15 protein-coding genes are annotated in these 18,021 nt (G+C 46.4%); 9 read left to right on the forward strand and 6 right to left on the reverse strand.

Features of this window, described 5'->3' with window-relative positions; translation table 11 throughout:
* Positions 1-67 precede the first annotated feature (67 nt).
* On the reverse strand, positions 68-2,422 hold the full coding sequence (locus ACQ4M5_RS04190; protein ID WP_430674348.1) for a GH116 family glycosyl hydrolase: 2,355 nt from the start codon (positions 2,420-2,422) through the stop codon (positions 68-70).
* Between the two features lie 8 nt (positions 2,423-2,430).
* On the opposite strand from ACQ4M5_RS04190, the gene ACQ4M5_RS04195 reads away from it, so the two are divergent.
* The gene (locus ACQ4M5_RS04195; RefSeq protein WP_430674349.1) at positions 2,431-3,030 is read left to right on the forward strand and encodes a GIY-YIG nuclease family protein; all 600 of its coding nucleotides are present in this window, start codon (positions 2,431-2,433) and stop codon (positions 3,028-3,030) included.
* A gap of 174 nt (positions 3,031-3,204) precedes the next feature.
* On the opposite strand, the gene ACQ4M5_RS04200 is transcribed toward ACQ4M5_RS04195, so the two are convergent.
* Positions 3,205-6,561 (reverse strand): response regulator, encoded by a 3,357-nt coding sequence (locus ACQ4M5_RS04200; RefSeq protein ID WP_430674350.1) that lies wholly within the window; start codon positions 6,559-6,561, stop codon positions 3,205-3,207.
* Between ACQ4M5_RS04200 and ACQ4M5_RS04205 the strand changes: the two genes are divergently transcribed.
* The 3 genes from ACQ4M5_RS04205 to ACQ4M5_RS04215 all read left to right on the forward strand — a co-directional run bounded on the left by ACQ4M5_RS04205 (position 6,560) and on the right by ACQ4M5_RS04215 (position 8,863).
* Entirely contained in the window at positions 6,560-6,811 is a 252-nt protein-coding gene (locus ACQ4M5_RS04205; RefSeq protein WP_430674351.1) for a hypothetical protein, read from the forward strand. The genes ACQ4M5_RS04200 and ACQ4M5_RS04205 overlap by 2 nt on opposite strands.
* A 99-nt stretch (positions 6,812-6,910) precedes the next feature.
* Positions 6,911-7,420, forward strand: coding sequence for a transcriptional regulator NrdR (gene nrdR / locus ACQ4M5_RS04210; protein WP_430674352.1), 510 nt, complete (start codon positions 6,911-6,913; stop codon positions 7,418-7,420).
* A gap of 99 nt (positions 7,421-7,519) precedes the next feature.
* Entirely contained in the window at positions 7,520-8,863 is a 1,344-nt protein-coding gene (locus ACQ4M5_RS04215) for a hypothetical protein (protein WP_430674353.1), read from the forward strand.
* Here ACQ4M5_RS04215 and ACQ4M5_RS04220 read toward each other — a convergent pair.
* The gene (locus ACQ4M5_RS04220; protein WP_430674354.1) at positions 8,840-9,217 is read right to left on the reverse strand and encodes a hypothetical protein; all 378 of its coding nucleotides are present in this window, start codon (positions 9,215-9,217) and stop codon (positions 8,840-8,842) included. The genes ACQ4M5_RS04215 and ACQ4M5_RS04220 overlap by 24 nt on opposite strands.
* Positions 9,218-9,397: 180 nt before the next feature.
* Here ACQ4M5_RS04220 and ACQ4M5_RS04225 point away from each other — a divergent pair, with 180 nt between their 5' ends.
* Complete coding sequence (locus ACQ4M5_RS04225) at positions 9,398-9,934, forward strand: orange carotenoid protein N-terminal domain-containing protein (protein ID WP_430674355.1); 537 nt, start codon at positions 9,398-9,400, stop codon at positions 9,932-9,934.
* A gap of 523 nt (positions 9,935-10,457) precedes the next feature.
* On the opposite strand, the gene bchI is transcribed toward ACQ4M5_RS04225, so the two are convergent.
* Positions 10,458-11,552: a magnesium chelatase ATPase subunit I gene (bchI, locus tag ACQ4M5_RS04230; RefSeq protein WP_430674356.1), complete on the reverse strand. Its 1,095-nt coding sequence runs from the start codon at positions 11,550-11,552 to the stop codon at positions 10,458-10,460.
* A 98-nt stretch (positions 11,553-11,650) separates the two neighbouring features.
* Between bchI and dapB the strand changes: the two genes are divergently transcribed.
* Positions 11,651-12,472 carry a 4-hydroxy-tetrahydrodipicolinate reductase gene (gene dapB / locus ACQ4M5_RS04235; protein ID WP_430674357.1) on the forward strand — a complete coding sequence of 274 codons (822 nt, stop codon included), beginning with the start codon at positions 11,651-11,653 and terminating at the stop codon, positions 12,470-12,472.
* 1 nt (position 12,473) lies between these two features.
* On the opposite strand, the gene ACQ4M5_RS04240 is transcribed toward dapB, so the two are convergent.
* Positions 12,474-12,923, reverse strand: coding sequence for a DoxX family protein (locus ACQ4M5_RS04240; protein WP_430674358.1), 450 nt, complete (start codon positions 12,921-12,923; stop codon positions 12,474-12,476).
* Positions 12,924-13,030: 107 nt separating this feature from the next.
* On the opposite strand from ACQ4M5_RS04240, the gene ACQ4M5_RS04245 reads away from it, so the two are divergent.
* The 3 genes from ACQ4M5_RS04245 to ACQ4M5_RS04255 all read left to right on the forward strand — a co-directional run bounded on the left by ACQ4M5_RS04245 (position 13,031) and on the right by ACQ4M5_RS04255 (position 16,101).
* On the forward strand, positions 13,031-13,393 hold the full coding sequence (locus ACQ4M5_RS04245; RefSeq protein WP_430674359.1) for a VOC family protein: 363 nt from the start codon (positions 13,031-13,033) through the stop codon (positions 13,391-13,393).
* Positions 13,394-13,401: 8 nt separating this feature from the next.
* On the forward strand, positions 13,402-14,661 hold the full coding sequence (locus tag ACQ4M5_RS04250) for a recombinase family protein (RefSeq protein ID WP_430674360.1): 1,260 nt from the start codon (positions 13,402-13,404) through the stop codon (positions 14,659-14,661).
* 90 nt (positions 14,662-14,751) lie between these two features.
* Positions 14,752-16,101 (forward strand): 1-acyl-sn-glycerol-3-phosphate acyltransferase, encoded by a 1,350-nt coding sequence (locus ACQ4M5_RS04255; RefSeq protein ID WP_430674361.1) that lies wholly within the window; start codon positions 14,752-14,754, stop codon positions 16,099-16,101.
* A 28-nt stretch (positions 16,102-16,129) separates the two neighbouring features.
* Here the strand turns inward: ACQ4M5_RS04255 and ACQ4M5_RS04260 are convergent, their stop codons facing one another.
* Positions 16,130-18,019 (reverse strand): hypothetical protein, encoded by a 1,890-nt coding sequence (locus ACQ4M5_RS04260; protein ID WP_430674362.1) that lies wholly within the window; start codon positions 18,017-18,019, stop codon positions 16,130-16,132.
* Positions 18,020-18,021: the final 2 nt, after the last annotated feature.

Genomic DNA, 18,021 nt, shown 5'->3' on the forward strand with positions numbered 1-18,021 from the left:
TAAGATATTTTTAATTCCGTCTGTTGAGTGTACACGGATTGCCCGAATTTGACATGGCAGTTTCATGTCAAGGTTGATCATAGATCAACAGAATCGCCCAAATTGCCATCGCTCTTAAATAGTGACTCGCTCGGAAGGTTCCTGCTGCCGTAATCGCTTCTGGTGTTCTAAATTGCAATCCGTGACCATAAATCTGATCGACAACGGATTCCGTTAGTGTCCAAGCTTGCGTTTTCATTCCCATTTGCATTAAAAATGCCGCAATCCCAAAGTTAATTCCTGTCCAAACTTCTAGTGGGTGAGTCGCATTCGGATTTTCGGGTGAGCCATCCGGACGAACGCCGTTTGCGGCTCCAATCTGAACGCCCATTTTTTCGCTAAATCGCACAAAACAGGCATTGTAAACCGTATTCAGAGCAGATTCAGCACACTCGATCGGAACAATATCAGGTAAGTTCAACAATCCAGCATAGAACTGTCCGCACAGTTGATCCGCCATGACAACATCAGAACCGCTACCACTATCTAATCGATAGTAAGTTCCATTCCAAAGTTTCTCTTGATAGATGGTGCGAGATTGAGCTAACCAAGACTGATAGAGATCAATGGGTCGATCGAGAATTTTGCCAATCGCGATCGCGCTTTCGAGTGCTGCAATCCAGAGTCCTCCACAGTAAGCACTCACGCCTTGTAAGCGCCAATCATCAAAGGTTTGATCAGGTGCGCCTGAATTTTCGGGAATGCCATCACCATCTAAATCAAACTGTTTGAGATAGAGTAATGTTTCTGCGATCGCGTCCCAGCATTCTGCTAAAAATTCGGTATCAGTTGCACCTGTTAGTAGATAGTCCCGATAGACTTGCAGCACAAAATCAGATCCCAAATCTTTCCACAGATTGCAATCTTGATAAGCGGTATAGTTCGTTTTCTCCCAGACGTGCTCATTCGGTGCGCCCAAATCGTGCGGAGTTGCACCTTTGACTTTCCGCAACGCCATCGGACTTTCTGCACCGATCGTATAGTAGTAACCAATCACACGAGTACGATTGTCCTGTTGAGGAATGGCACGAGCAAACGATCGCATCACCGATTTTTCTAGTTCTGCCCAGAGCATTAACAATCCAAAAGAACCGTAGAGTCGCACATCTAAGCTTTCATACCAGCGATAATCAATGCACTCCAACACCGCAAACTGACCGACTGGATCGCGCTCATCGGCAGCACTCCACAGCGTTCCCCCTTGAGTGAGATCATAGAGTTCATTGAACAATGCCATCTTGAACCAATCTTGTAGATCAGTTCGATCGAGAATCGGAGCTTGCCAAGCTTGGATCTTTTCTTGCCAGGTTCGATGATGCTTCAGAGCAGTTCGAGCGATCGACCAAGCATTCTGACCAGTGCGACCAAAGAAATCGGTGTAGCGACGAAAATATTCCACCCCTTCAGCAAATTCTGTGATCGGAAAGTCCCAACTCAGAACAAAGGGAATTTGTAGAGTTTGACCCGGTTTAAGCGTGAATCGAACAGCGATCGCACTTCCAATTCGTTCTCCGGTTGATGGTGTTTCGTCGTCTCGATCGAGCAATGATCCATCCCGCGAGAAGCTTTCCCAGAGTTCAGAACCATCTTCAGGATTCCAGCGAGTGTTGTAGAAAACTTCCCAAAGATACGGATTGAGCGAAGTTGCGATCGCCCATTGTCCATCGCCTTCTTTTGGTTGTTCAACAGTGCGAGACATGACGATCGCTAACTGTTGCTCATTGCCAGTTAGTTGATTGAAGTTACCAGCACTTTCATACAGTCGGGGCTGATATTCATACACCGGACTACCATCCTCTCTGATGCGAATTTCCGGCGATTTGAGTACATTCGTAAACCATCCGACCATATTTTCCCAAGTCAGCAGAATACTCAGCGTAATGGGCTGATTTGTGGGATTGTGTGCTGTCCATTGAAACACTGCAACCGGATAGCTTGTTTCTTGATAGTTATTGGCAACGATCGGGGAAAATTGTTCACACGTTAATTGAGCTTGAAAGACATTCTCATACTGAAACCAACTACGCGGATACAATGCGCTGTAAGTTCCAGAATTTTCAGGATACGATCGCCAATTCTCCAATGTTTGATCAGTCGTCAGTGCATAAGCTTGTGATTGTTCTCCAACCTGTTCAAACACACTAAACTGACAAGCAGGCATCGACTCAAAAATATGTTCGCCGCCATCAATGTGCCACAGATTAAAATCACCTTTTGACGATCGACCAATACATCCTGCCCCAAATCCGCCAAGGGGCGCACCATGCCACGCTCCATCATCCAAATTGCTCGGATATCTCACCGTATAAGGCTTTTCCCAACCTTGCCCGATCGAACGTTTCCAAGCACAAGCGGGAATTTGAACAGAATTCGAGTGACTCATCGTTAAGTTTGGCGAACGCGGAGCGCGGTGCAAGCATCGGCAATGCCCAATATACTACGATCGATCCACTGCACTCGCCGATTTTCATGACTGACATTCCCGCCTTAACCGATTTGGAATTCCTGCCTTTTATCAATCCAGAGGGACAACTTCTTGAACAATTTCAAGGCAAAGTTGGAATTTACGCCATCTTTGATCAAACTCAAACCTTAAAATATATTGGCTTTTCAAGAGATGTCTTTCTGAGTTTGAGACAGCATTTAGTTCGATGCGTTTCCGATTGTTACTGGGTGAAAGTTCAAATTGTCGATCGACCCAGCCGCACAATTCTCGAAACGATTCGCACCACTTGGCTCACCGAAAATGGCTCACCCCTGGAGGATGAATCAAAGTGGACACAACCGATTCAGGTGAAACCGTTGATGACCGATGAAGAGCGATCGACTTACGAGAAGGCTCCAGACGAACTCACCCAAATCAAGACACTAAAAAACGTTGCTCGTCGTGTCGAGGCTGAAATTATGGCTCAACTGAAAGCACGAAATGTTCAAGCCGAAATTCGATTTAATCCGAAATTGAAAGAAGAAGGATTATTGGATTTGAAATAACACAAGTTCGGAATAAGAAATTGCCTTGTTTCGTCAAGCGCTTCTTAGCGGGTTTTTGAAAAGCAATCGTTCATCGCATTCACCCGCCCGGAAATAAATCTCCGGGCGGACTCGCAACGCAGCAAAGCCGCTTTTTATCCTTCTCAAACATCCTCTTAACCCGAACTGCGTTAATTATTGCCGAGTGAGAACCTGATCCAAATACGGGCTAACCGAAAACGTCAGAACCGTTTCATCAACCCCTTTCAACTTCAACGGACTCTCCTTAGTAATATTGTCCTCATCCACATAATCCGCCACTGCCGCAGAAATCAAAATCGATCCGGGAGCCGCCGCCTCCTGCAATCGTGCCGCAATATTCACACTCGGACCGATCGCTGTGTAATCCGATCGCTCTTCACCCCCAAACATTCCAACCACTGCCGTTCCTTGGTGAATGCCACAGCGGAAAGAAACCCGATCAATGCCCTGACTTTCCCAATGGGCGTTCAGTTGATCGAGTGTGCGATACATGTGACGGGCGGTCGCGATCGCACGTCTCACCTGCTCATTGGGAGACAATTCTTCGGGTGCGCCAAAGAGTGCCAAAATCGCATCGCCCATGAATTTATCGACTGTGCCACCGTTATCGAATACGCAGCGGGTCATCGCATTGAGGTATTCATTTAATAGCTCGGCAACACGGCGCGATCGTAAAGTGTTTGAAAGCTGAGTGAAGCCGACAATATCGCTGAACAGCACCGTAATCATCCGAGGTTCAGGACGCAGATCAAGCGTGAGTTGACCTTGAGCCGCCCGTTTTACTAAAGTGGGCGGGAGGAATCGACTCAGGACTGATTCTGTGAGATAGGTATTGATTCGGGAAACTCGCTGCTCGTTTTCTTTGAGTGAAAGTAGATTGCGAACTTCTGCCAGTAATTCTCGATCGTTAAACGGTTTTGCTAAGTACGCATCTGCTCCCCGTTCGACTCCTTCGAGGCGAGTATCTTCATCCGCTTTTGCAGTCAGTAAGATAACTGGGGTTCCTTTGAGGTCTTCTTGAGCGCGGATCATGCGGATCATATCTAAACCCGATACGATCGGCATCATTAAATCGGTCACGATTAAAGAAGGATGGTGGGCTTTCGCTTGTTCAAATCCTTCTGCACCATTGCGAGCCGTCCAAACTAAATAACCCTGTTGTTTCAGGACTCCAGAGACATAAGAGCGTAAATCTGGATTGTCATCAACGACGAGGATTCTAGGTTGATTTTCGTGAATCGAAAATTCGATCGCGGGTGCAGGGTCAGACTCGCGATCGTCTTGCAATTCGACTTCTAAATCTGCCAGTTCCACTGCTGCTCGACTGGTCTGAACTTCACTTTGAGCATCGACCACTTGATCAGAAGGTAAGTGAGCCGCACCAAGTTTTAGATCGATCGTAAACGTTGTGCCGTGTCCATAAGTCGATTCGACGTTGATTTCGCCGCTATGAAGTTCGACAAGTTCCTTCACGAGCGCCAATCCCAGCCCCGTTCCTTCAAAGCTGCGGTTTTCAGAGCCTTCAGCTTGACGGAATCGCTCAAATAGATGCGGCAATTGATCTGCACGAATTCCAATTCCAGTATCTCGAACTTTCAGGCAGCATCGATCGTCGATCGCTTCAAGTGCGATGCTGATCGTTTGACCCGCAGGCGTGAACTTCATTGCATTCGAGAGCAAGTTGTAGAGAACCTTGTCAAATTTCTCTAAATCTAGATAGACATCTGGGCAGGCTTCCAACTGTGTAATCAGAGTTAAGCCTTTCTTTTCACAGTAGGGGCGGAAGGTTTCAACGATTTGATTGACAAATTCTGCTAGGTTGCACGATTGGAATTTGGGCTGCATTCTTCCTGCATCTAAGCGCTGTAGATCGAGTAATTGATTCACTAATCGCAGTAGACGACGAGAATTGCGAAGCGCGATCGTCGATTGTTCTAGAGATAATCCTTGACCAGAAGAAACGGCTCCTTCGAGTGGACCCACCATCAGCGTTAATGGTGTGCGGAACTCGTGGGAAATGTTTTGGAAGAATTCGGTTTTTTGTCGATCAAGTTGTAAGAGTTTCTCAGCTTGTTGGCGGGTGGTTTGGTACAGGCGCGATTGTTGAACCGCGATCGCTGCTTGAGCCGCTACTGATTGAGCTAATTGAATTTCTGAAGCTTGCCAGTTTCGCGCTTGGTGATTTTGTCTGAGCGAGATGCTACCGATAATTTTGCCGTCTGTAATCAGCGGAACCACTAATAAAGCGCGGGCGGGAGTGCGAAACTCTGAAACATTGAACTCTGTGTGTTGAGTGAGATCGTTTAAGACAATCGGTTGTTGAGTCGCGACTAATTGTTTTAGAACGGGATTGCCTTCGATCGGCACACTGGATTGCGGTAAGAGTGCCTCAGCAGGTTTTTGATCGCCCCAACTCGAATCGTGCAGACCCACACATTGAACAAAACTATCGTCCTCTGTCCAGAGCGAAAGCGCACAGCCATCGACCTGTAAGCCTTGTCCAAGTTGCTGAGTAATTGCGGCAAAAATTTCTTGGGGATCAAGGCTCGATCGAATTGCAGTCGTGATCGTATTAATCAAAGCTTCCCGCTTTGCCAGGGCGCGAACTTGCTCGTAGTTGTGAGCTTGAGAAAGTGCGAGTGCAGCTTGATCCGCAACAGTATGAATTAGATCGATTTCTTCTTGTTGCCAAGTGCGACTTTTTCCAGATTCATGCAGAGCGAGAATCGCGATCAGTTCCTGCTGACAGATCAGTGGAACCATTAAGGTCGATCGAATATCTGCCGTAGAGTATGCGGCTTGTCGATCGTCAAATTGTTGAATGCGATCGTACTGTTGCACATCTGGAATTGCTTCGACTTGGTACGTTTCCCAAATCGTTGAAGCCAAATCAGGCTGAGGAGTTGCAGCGTTCCAATAGGTAAAGGTTTGATCCTGGATTTCACCATCGCGGAACGGACAAACGATCGCGCCACTGACCTCGAAATTTTTGCCGATCGTTTCGACGATCGTTTGCAGAATTTCGTCGTAGCTGAGAGCGCTTCGGATCGTACTTGTGACCGCATTCAGGAGCGATTCGCGTTGTAGAGTGCGGCGAAGTTCTTCAGTGCGGGTTCTCAAAAGCGTGTGAGTATCGATCGCGCTTTTTACCACGTCGCGCAATTCGCTATCACTCCAAGGTTTCGTCACATATTTAAAAACTTTCCCGGCGTTGATCGCTTCGACCAAATCCTCAACATCGGTATAACCCGTCAAAATAATCCGAATAATATCTGGATATTTAGAGGCAGTGAGGCTGAGAAACTCTGTACCGCTCATCATCGGCATTCTCTGGTCAGAGATGATGACTGCCACATCGCCTTCTTGAGCAAGAATATCGAGTGCTGATGGACCGTTCTCTGCCCTCAGTACTTTAAACTCTCGATAAAATGTGCGATAGAGGAGGTCGAGATTATCCGGTTCATCATCGACGACCAGCAATTTTTGCTTCTGAGTATCACGAGATTTCATGCGCCAGTTGCCAACCTATGGTGAAATTTGCCCAGACACAAACTTACAGAGACTTCATGTTTGGGCTGGAACCGATGCGAGTTCAGGGAACAAACTAACAAGGTTCGCTTTAGTAAAGTTGCCCCGGATCACTGGATTTCTAACGGGAGTGCCCAGAATTTATGTGATTTGGATCGCAGCAAGACACGATCGTGATCAGTTCGAGGTGTGCGATCGATCAGTTTTGCGCGATATGATGAAGTTTAGGTAAAGAGTACCCCGCTTTCCCCTGCCTGTAGCGCAGAAGAAAAAAATAATCAGAGCTGCTACACTAGCTGTATGATGTGTCTGATCTTCACCGACAAAATTTATGCGTTGTCCTGCTTGTCATAACATGGAAAACCGGGTCTTGGAGTCGCGGGCTGCTGATAGCGGTCAAAGTGTGCGGCGGCGGCGAGAATGTCTCAAGTGTAATCATCGGTTTACAACTTATGAACGGGTGGAATTTGCGCCGCTCGTAGTGGTGAAAGAAAATGGCAATCGTGAAGGATTCGATCGAGAAAAACTGGTGCGATCGCTGACAAGAATTTGTGAACGAACCGCGATCGGAACTGCACAAGTTGAAACGATGGTGAGTACGATCGAATCTGCACTTCAACAGCGCACGAATCGGGAAATCTTAAGCAGCGAAATTAGTGAATTAGTCTTACAAGAATTGCAACCGTTAAGTGAAGCCGCTTGTATTCGATATGCCTCAGTTTATTGTCAGTTTGAGAACATTACAGAATTTTTGGCGACGTTGGCACGAGTCAATTCTGATCCGGCAAATCCCTCGAATTCGATCGAGTTCGCTGTGGCACAATCTCGATCGTTGAATTAAAGAGGATTTCTACGCTGGACAGGGTTTACTGGGTTGGCTTATCATAAGTTCGCCTTGGGAAAAGTTTGAAGTTCGATCGCAGAGTTGACGGTGCTGGTTATGTCTCATTCTGCATTTTTCAGCACAATTGAGACGGCACTGGGCGAGACGATCGTAGTTCGCTTGATTCTTGAGGAGTGCGAATTGCTGATCGGCTCTGAGTATGGCGCGATTTTGCAAGGCATTCCAGTAAAAGAACGATCGTTTGAGTTAATTTCTCCAAACTCGTCTTTCTCAAATCCAGAAGTATCTATTTCTCAAGCGCTATCAGCTTTGATGGCAAAACAATCGATCGAGGTTTATGGATTGGGATTTGCCAAAATCGAATTGTTACGATCGCTGTCTCAACAATCTGAACTTCAAGCAATTTATCCAGATGGAATTCTGTATCTAGAACAATCTGATCCGCTGGAAGATCTTCTACAAATTATCTTTGAACAGTTGTATCACGTTCCATCTGATGTAAAGCCTTCCAGAGCAGAAATTCGATCGAAATTAAGCGATCGACAAGCCTTAATTCTGCTCAATCATCCAAACTTAACGGCAGCAGAACTAGAGCAACTTCAGCGAGTTTTACCAGAAAGTCGATTTGCGATCGCGTCTGTGGTGCGGCGGTTTTCTCAAGCGAATTCTGCGATCGAGCTTTCTGATCCTGAAGCAAATCTTGGCTCTGTTTCTGAACAAGAGAATGCTGTTTTTGAATTGTTAGCAACAGTTGGAATTTCGCTAACAGCAGAACAGATTACAGCGATTACAAATGTTTCAGATTTAGCATTTATTCAAGTCGATCAGGGACGATACAAGCTTTGGAAACAGTATCGAATTTCGGAAAGCTGGATGGAAAAAATTCTTGCGTATGTTCTTGATTGGATTCGATCTAAACCCGACCGAATTGTTGAGGAACGCGAACTGTTAATGGTGACAGTGCAATGGGCAGCTAATCAGCGGCGATTTTCAGAAGTCATTGAAATTGTTCGATCGATAGAAGGTGCATTTGCAAGTGCAAAACTCTGGGCAAGTTGGTCAAAGCTTTTACGCTGGAGTTTGTCTGCATCTTGGGCACTTGAAGACGAAACGACTGAAGCTTGGGCACTTCATCAATTAGGCACGCTCGCTTTCTGTCAGCAAGAAGTGACAACCGGATACGACACACTCAGAGACGCTTTAGTGTTGAGAACTGAGCTAAAAGAGCAAACGGCAATTGATTTCACAACACACAACATTAATCAAATCAAAGCGCTGATTGTTCCAGCAAAATCGCCGAACAATCAGCTTCCTTGGATTGTTGGAATCATTTTCGCGATCGTGGTAACAGTCTCGATCGGTGTTGGCATTGTTTACACTCAACAGCGATCGGGCGATCAAAAACCTCGATCGAGCTTAATGTTCTCCCGGTTTTCCTAGTTCCAGTGCTTTTTTCATCAGGTCATCATCGACATTTCCAGTTGCACCTGAACCATGAGTCACTTCTTTCGCCATATCGCGGTAGAGGTCTGGATCGCCTGTCGGCTCTGATGCAAGATGATCAGCGGGGAGTTCTGTTTCTTCTGCGGAATGCACTTCAAATTGTGGAGCAGTTGCAGCTTCTGCGAGTTCTTGACCTTTTCCGGTGTCATCAATGCTGCTCGTACTGAATTCTTGAGCCGCTTCGTAGTCAGCCGACACATCCACTTTCGGAGCGGGTCGATCGCCTGCTGCAATCTCTTCAGCGACTAACTGAGCATCATGCGTTTGAGCTTCTGTATTAATTTCAGACATAATAATTTCTCCTATCTTTTGTGCTGTTACCTTACTGGTTTTTTCCTTGGGGATCAGCGATCGAAAGACAGATTTAGCCGTTCATCCAGAGGTTAGATCTCGAAGTCGGTCTGGAGACGGGCGCTTTTAATCTGTAAAGCCTGATACGTCTTGTATGGCGTTTTTTATGGAGAAAGTTCGATGCCCCAGTCTGCAAGTCAGAACGTCGATCCGTCCGAGTATTTGGGCGAAGACATTCAGAGTACGATCGATGATTTTAAGAAGCTTTCTGCCGATGATCAGTTGGCACTGCTGTATTACGTTTATGAGAAGATGGGCGACTCGATCACGCCTGCGGCTCCACAGGCAGCAGAACCAGAGTTAGCACCAATTTTGTTGGGTGATTTTTATAACTTGTCGCATCAGGATCAGCTTCAAGTGATGCGCGATATTGTAAATCGGACGGATACTGAATATTCTCGTGCTTATGGTGCGCTGAAAGAAAATAATCAGTTATTGGTGTGGTATGTGTGGGCAGTCGCGATGGGCGAATCTGTGGTGGGAATGCCTGCGGAATATGAAGCTTCGGAGGGTATTAGTAATCTGTTGAAGCGGATTGAGGGATTGGAGTTTGAGCAACAGATTTCGTTGCTGCGGGAATTGGCGAGTGAGATGGGATATACCGGAGTTCAGGCGATTCCATCTCAGGCTCAAACTGGAAAGACCGCTAGTTTGTAAGTTTCAAACCGTTTAGAGGAGCAGGGACAGTCAAGATGACTATCCTCTCGATCGAAGCGACTTTACTAGAAATGCCGAGGAATTTAGAACTCGGCATTTTTTTAGAAAGTGTTTGAGAAGTAATTGTTGATCGCATTCACCCGCCCGGAAATGAATTTCCGGGCTAATCGCGGGAAGCCCACTAAACTGGGCTAAGAGAATGTTTGAAGAGTATCGATCGTGGCATTCACCCGCCCGTGACTGCAAGTCCGGGCTAACAGTGCGAAGTCCTTTGAAAAGGACTGGAAACCCTGCTCTGACTCGATTTTAGTCCCGGAGCGCGGACTTCGTTCGATTAGTCCCGACTTTCAGTCGAGGGGCGGATGAGCGCAAGAAACGATACTTTTCAAACGCCCTCTAAGAACTTCGGATTGTGTTCTGAGTCCGCTTCAGCGGAGTTTCCTCCATTAGCCCGGAGATTCATTTCCGGGCGGACTGGCAACGAAGCAAAGCCGCTTTTTATACTTCTCAAACACCTTCTTAACTACGCTTCCATTCCAAACACTTGATCGAAGACTTTCTCAACCTTGTAGCCAGAATCGATCGATTCCATCGGGTCTTTCCGCAAACGGTGACGCAAACACAAAGGCGCAATGCGACGAATCTCATCAACGGTCACTTCAGTCCGACCTTCTAAAGCCGCTAACGCTTTCGCAGCCCGATTTGTCACAATGTCACCACGCAATCCATCGACATCAAGTTCAGAACACATTTGCGAAATTTTGACCCGCAAATCATAGTCGATCGCAATTCCTTTCAAGCGTTCCTGAGCATCCACAATCTGACGCTGAAGATCGTTTTGCTGCGGCTCGTACTTCTCTAAGAACGGTACAGGATCTTGATCGAATTCGGTGCGCTGTTCCACGATTTGAACTCGCAGCACAGGCTCTTTTACAGTGCGAATTTCGGCGTGCATTCCGAATCGATCGAGCAATTGCGGACGAAGCTCACCTTCTTCCGGGTTGCCTGATCCAACCAGAACAAATCTTGCTGGATGTCGAATCGAAATTCCTTCCCGCTCAACGGTATTCCAGCCAGAAGCAGCGGAATCGAGCAGAACATCGACCAAGTGATCATCTAACAAGTTCACTTCATCGACATAGAGAATGCCGCGATTTGCTTTCGCTAACAGTCCCGGTTCAAAGGCTTTCACACCTTCAGACAAAGCTTTCTCAATATCGATCGTGCCGCACACGCGATCTTCAGTCGCACCCAGCGGCAAATCGACCATCATCACTTTTTTCTTCACAACAGGCACATCAGCATTTTGCTCAAGCAATTGCCGCACTGAATCGCCCATCAATTCCGGATCATTCGGATGGCTGTTAAATGGATCATCAGCAACCACATCGATCTCCGGCAGCAAATCCGCCAGAGCGCGAATCGTGGTCGATTTTCCAGTTCCGCGATCGCCCATAATCATCACGCCGCCAATCTTGGGGTCGATGATATTGAGCAAAAGCGCCAATTTCATTTCTTCTTGTCCAACGATCGCAGTAAAGGGAAATACTGCCCGCCGTCGAGCGGGAGCGGTGGTCGATCGTCCGTTTTGTGATGTGGGTTGTGTCGTAAAGGTCACGGGTCGTCCTGAAACTGTAAAGCTGTTTTAATTCGCGTTTACTATTGTGACATGAAGCGGGAGTGGCAGAATAGAGAAGCTGAATTTGGGGACGAGCGATGGCAGGTCGAATTCCAGTCGTGGTCAATGGTGCGACGGGCAAAATGGGTCGGGAAATTATTAAAGCGGTGTCACAATCGCCAGACATGAATCTGATTGGCGCGATCGCAAGAAATCCCGATTATCAGGGGGAGGATATTGGCGAAATTATCGGCTGTGGGGCGCTCGAAGTGCCTGTCACCAATGAGTATGAGTCGATGATGGCGATGCTGTCTCAGGAAAAAGAACTGGGCGTTGTTGTAGATGTGACGCATCCAGATGCGGTTTATGGAAATGTCCGTTCTGCGATCGCTTACGGAGTTCGTCCGGTGGTTGGAACAACGGGGTTAAGCGCAGGACAGATTCAAGATTTGGCAGAATTCGCAGATAAAGCAAGTACGGGCTGTTTGATTGTGCCGAATTTCTCGATCGGGGTTGTTCTAATGCAGCAAGCCGCGATTCAAGCTTCACAATATTTCGATCACGTTGAAATTATTGAGTTGCATCACAATCAGAAAGCCGATGCACCGAGTGGAACCGCAGTACAAACAGCGCAGATGTTAGCGGAAATGGGCAAGACGTATAACGAAGCGATCGTGTCTGAAACCGAGAAAATTACTGGGGCAAGAGGCGCACAGGCGGAAGAAGGAATTCGGATTCACAGTATTCGATTGCCAGGACTCGTCGCGCATCAGGAGATTATTTTTGGGGCACAAGGACAGATTTATACTCTGCGACACGATGCAACCGATCGCACTTGTTATATGCCCGGAGTGTTGCTTTCGATTCGGAAAGTGATTCCCTTGAAATCGCTTATTTATGGATTGGAGAAGATTCTTTAAACTATTTCTTTTCAACTAATCGATCGAGCGTTTGCCATTGATTCGCGATTTTCTCTGCCCCTCTTTGATCTTGCGGGTTGCGAGTATACCAATATGCCCACGCAATTAATACGGGCTGAAACGGTAATCGCAACCAGTAAAACAATGGGCTGTGAGGAATATTATTCAGCGTAATATCACTATGCAAAGCTAAATAGATATTTGCAGGAAACACCGCGATGAATAGCGAAATTAATCCCCAAGCTGCTACAACACTGGCATAAGGAATACACAAACCAATACCGCCTAAAATCTCAAAGAATCCGCTGACATATACAGAAGCAAATGCTGGAAAGATAGGCGGCACAATCTTGGCGTATTCTTGAGGTGCGAGAAAGTGCGTAGTCCCAACAATAACTAATGCAACAGCGAGAATGCCTCGTAGAAGTTCTTTATGTTTGAGAGGATTCATAGGACGATTTAGTATCAGCGGAATGTAATATATCGCTTTGTTTGCGGGTTAACTTCTGTCTGGGGGTGTGCGCTAGACTGAAACGAAACATTGAATGACGTGCAATCATGCAACTCACGCAATTTTTACACGCCGCGATCGTCGTTTCTAATTTAGACAAGTCCGAGCATTTCTATGGAACAGTTTTGGGATTGCAAAAGATCGATCGAGTTTTGAAATTTCCAGGGGCTTGGTACGAACTTGGATCGTTTCAAATTCATCTCATTGCTGATTCTGCTCAATCCTCAGAAGTTCAGAACCAACAAAAATGGGGACGCAATCGACATTTAGCTTTCTCGGTCGCAGATTTGGAAGCAGCAAAACAGCAACTCATCATGCACAACTGTGAGTTTCAATTAAGCGCATCGGGTCGGGCTGCATTGTTCGTGAAAGATCCTGACAATAATATTATTGAACTAGGGGAAGCGTAAATCACAACATGAACGTGATTGCTTATCTCTACAGTGATCCATTGCTGGAAATAACACCAGATACAACGGATTTGAAAGTCGATCGCGTTTATCAAGATTTTGGCAGCGATCGCGTTCAATTAAAACAATTGATCAGCGAAAATGAATCCGTTCAATTGCAGATTCGACGATTGGAAGACCTGGGAGACTCGATCACAGAAATTCACGATCGCTTATCTCAACTCGAATCTCGCAATATTGAAGTGATCACAACAGGATCAGAAGAACTATCAGCAATCACACTTCAACAATTACAAGAATTACAACACAATCAAAAAAGTAGAAAAATCCGTCAAGGTCATGCCCGAAATCGGATTAAAACCCTTGCACCACCAGGAAAAGCTCCTTACGGATATCGTCGCAGTCGAAATCGATATATTCTCGATCGATCTACTGCTCCGGTAGTCAAAGAATTCTTCGATCATTTCCTACTTTATGGATCTCTACGCGGTGCAGTTCGATTTCTAGAAAAGAAATACGCTAAAAAAATCTCTGTTTCAACTGGACAACGTTGGCTCACAAATCCCGTTTATCGGGGCGATTTGGAGTATCAGACAGGCGAAACGATTCCCGATACTCATCCCGCAATTTTGTCACGCGATGAAGCTGCACAAATCGATCGATTACTGCGTCGAAATCGTCGTTTACCCTCACGAACTGCGAGTGCGCCCCGATCTCTGGCAGGTTTAGTAAGTTGCAGCGAATGTAATTCAGGCATGACCATTACACGAGTGACATCGCGAAAGAAAAGCAAAAAAGAATACTTATATCTACGTCCGATGCAATGCCCGAAACAATGTAAATCAATCGCTTACGAAGAAATTTTACAATGCACGATCGATAAAATTTGCGAAGACTTACCTCGTGCCGTTTCGGAAGCTGGAACCCCTGATATTGATGCAATTAAATCAAATATTCAGAACGCGGTCGCACAAAAACAATCAGTCTTAGAACAAATTCCGCCCCTGATCGAAACCGGAATTCTTGATACAGAAACAGCAGATTTACGATCGTACAAACTCCGCAGCGAAATTGCAGAATTACAAACTAAGCTTTCTCAATTGCCACCCGTGAATCTCAAAGCGATCGCACAAACCGTTTCGATCCCGCAATTTTGGCTCGATTTATCTGAAGCAGAACGCCGCTTTTACTTTAGGGAATTTATCCGTCAAATCGAGCTAATTCACACCGAAACCGGATGGGAACTGAAATTGAATTTTATTTTCTGATCCGCTTTTCAATCTGTAACGCGATCGTGATCAACCTAAAAATTCGACTTTAAGATACTGACATCTCTCACGTTTCTGGAGCTTCTCATCGTGCCGCGCCCTTCTCAATTCGTTCAACCCCCGCTCGAATTTATCCCGCCCGATTTCAATCCCAACGTTCTGAGAGTTGCCCGATCAATTCTCCCGGTCTGGATGCGGCGGAAAACCTCGATCGCTCGAATTGAAGCGGTGAACGTTGAACAACTTGCAGAACTATACCAGCAATTCCAAGCGGGAAAAATCCGATTGCTGCTGGCGTTTCGTCATCCCAGCGCGGATGATCCGTTTAGCATGATGTATCTGATGCACTATCTGTTACCGCGAACGGCTCGACGGATGGGAATTCGGCTGAACTCTCCGACTCACGCTCACTTCATGTACGATCGCGGAATTCCGCTCTGGGCAGGTGAGTCGATCGGCTGGATGTACTCGAAACTAGGCGGCACTCCAATTCATCGGGGAAAGCTCGATCGAACAGGCTTGAAGTCGGCTCGAAACCTTCTGGCACATGGACAATTTCCACTCATGGCAGCCCCAGAAGGTGCAACGAATGGACATAACGAGATTGTCAGCCCATTAGAACCTGGAATCGCACAAATGGGATTTTGGTGTGCAGAAGACTTACAAAAAGAAAACCGAAATGAACAAGTTGTGATTGTTCCAGTTGGAATTCAATATCAGTATGTGAAACAAACTTGGAAACAAGTCGATCAACTTTTGCATTCACTTGAAGTAGATGCTGGAATCAAACCGCAGAATCCAGATCGCTATGGAAGACTTTATGCGATCGCAGAACACATGTTAACGGTAATGGAATCATTCTATCGAAAGTTCTATCACCAAGATCTACCATCCGTTGAACACGCTGAACCGAACGCTAGATTAGCGCTACGGCTTGAGATTCTTCTCAATTCAGCTTTGACTGTAGCTGAACAGTATTTCAACTCGCCGCCGAAAGGCAACGTGATCGATCGCTGTCGTCGATTAGAACAAGCCGCTTGGGATTTGATTTTCCGGGAAGATCTAAAATTGGATGAATTATCGCCTGTCGATCGAGGACTTGCCGATCGCGTTGCTGAAGAAGCCCGCCTGAGAATTTGGCACATGAGATTAGTCGAAAGTTTTGTCGCAGTGACTGGCAAATATGTGATCGAGAAACCGTCTATCGATCGCTTTTCTGAAACGACGCTTTTACTCTGGGATATGATTGCCCGAATCAAAGGCGGCAATGCGTTTAAACGACCAAAATTAGGAAAGCAATCGGTTTTAGTCACCGTTGGCGATCCGATTTCGGTTAGCGATCGCTTTCCCATTTATCAAAGTAATCGTCGGGCTGCAAAACAAGCGGTTTCTGACTTGACACAAGAGTTGCAAACCGCAATGGAAAAAATGATTTTGTAATGGGATCGATTATCCGATCCCATTCAGCCTAATTCGTTCTCTGTTCTTCTCCCCCCGCTGGTCTCGGTTTTCCACCCGAATTCCGAACATTCACCAGCTTACCGAGCAAATCAAACCAGAACGGCGCACCCATCGCGATCGCAATTCCACTCACTGCCCAACCTGAAAACATCCGCAGCACACCCAATGGACGATTCGCCATAATTTGCGCGACTTGTACGGGAATTGGAGCCGTGGGAGCCTGATCTGTATTAAGACAGCCTCGATATAAATTGTCCCACTGTGCTTTGAGTTGATTCGCCTCGGTCGGAGCTTCACCCTGTAGAGGAGTTGCAGAAATCGCACTACTTGGACAGCCTAACTGTCGTCCAATGTTGCTGGAATTCCAACTAATCGGAAAGGAAATCTCACGCAGAACCGCATCCGTTTCGTTTTTCAAGTTCTCAAGCTGGGCAGAAAATCGAGGCGAATTCTCAGCATTTAGATTCAGTTGACTGGCTCGTTCTGTCACAATTCGCCGCAAACTATCATCACTAGAAAGCCGATTGAAAATATGGAAGGTATCGGAATTTGTGGTCGCCGCTAAGAACAATCCCATCAAAATCGCGACTCCTTTGGCATTCCGTTTGTACACACCCGAAGCGCGAGACATCGATCGATCAAACCAAACTGCAACTTCATCGCGAAACTGATTCACTTCGTTTTCTGTTCTTTCAACTCGCGATTGTGCTCGTCTTGCCAAAATCGACATACTCTCCTTCACAGAATCCGGCAGTCGGCTCAATCCATTGCGAATCTTTTTGTAGGATTGATACTCTTCGTAGAGTTGCCGCTCTTCGGTGGTGAGATCTTTTAGTGCATTAGCAAGGAAAATTTGCTGCAAATCATAGTCTAAGTCTTCAAATTTTGTCGGCTGATCTGGAGCATTCGGATCAAGTCCCATGCGGTAATCTTCGATCTGAGATTGCAGAGAAGCAGTCACTTGAGCATCAATCGGACGGGCTTGATTTGCGACTCGATCGTAAGCTCCCGCAACTTCTTGATGGGTTGATGTTCCCTGATTTACCAGTTCAGCAATTTCAGCAACACTCGGCTTTAGACCTCCAGAGAGCGCGGCTCGATCGTTGTTCTGTCCAAACACACTCGCTTTATAAGATTGCAAGCGTCGTACATACAGCACTGTATCGGGTGAAGTTTGATCGAGGTTGGTACAAGCTGCAATGTAAGCGTCTAACCCTTCTCCGAGGCGTTCAATGCTGGTTGCTAAACTGGCTTCCCCAGACTGATAGGATCTGAGAATGTCATGATAGTCTTCCACTAACACACGAAAGTTCTGATCCGCGCCCAGGCTGACTTGATTCGATTTTGCAGCAATCTCTCGAATCGCGCCTCGTTCCCAACCGCTCTCGAACATATCATCAGCAGGCAATCCGACCTCTCCAAATTCATTCACCCAATAGTGACCGACAATCCGGTTTACAAACTTCTCAAATCGCACTTGAGAGAGTTTATCGACCATCGAAGTAACTCCCAATTGTTCGATCAAAGAAGTCGCGAATGTTTCTGGCGCAATGTAAGAAGGACCAGACGCTTGATTGCCAAATGATCCAGGACGATTGCCAGGAAACAGAACGCGGGTAATGCGACGAAACCCTTGCGCCACGATACCTTTAGCTTCCTGATTTACATTTCTCAGCAGTGGATCATCATACAATCGCCCCACTAAATCTTTGACGCGCTGTTCTTCGGGTGTGTTGATGCCACCACCAAGCAAGACCTCGATCGAGTCTCTTAGATGTTTTGCTCTCCATTGCAGGACTGTGGCGATCAATTCCTGCAACTCGGAAGCTAATAAACTCAAGATTAGATAGGTAAAAACTAAACCAATTGCGACATCTAAAACGAAAGGTAAATTCATTC

The sequence above is a fragment of the Leptolyngbya sp. AN10 genome (assembly GCF_050565645.1).
Taxonomy (GTDB): domain Bacteria; phylum Cyanobacteriota; class Cyanobacteriia; order Leptolyngbyales; family Leptolyngbyaceae; genus Leptolyngbya.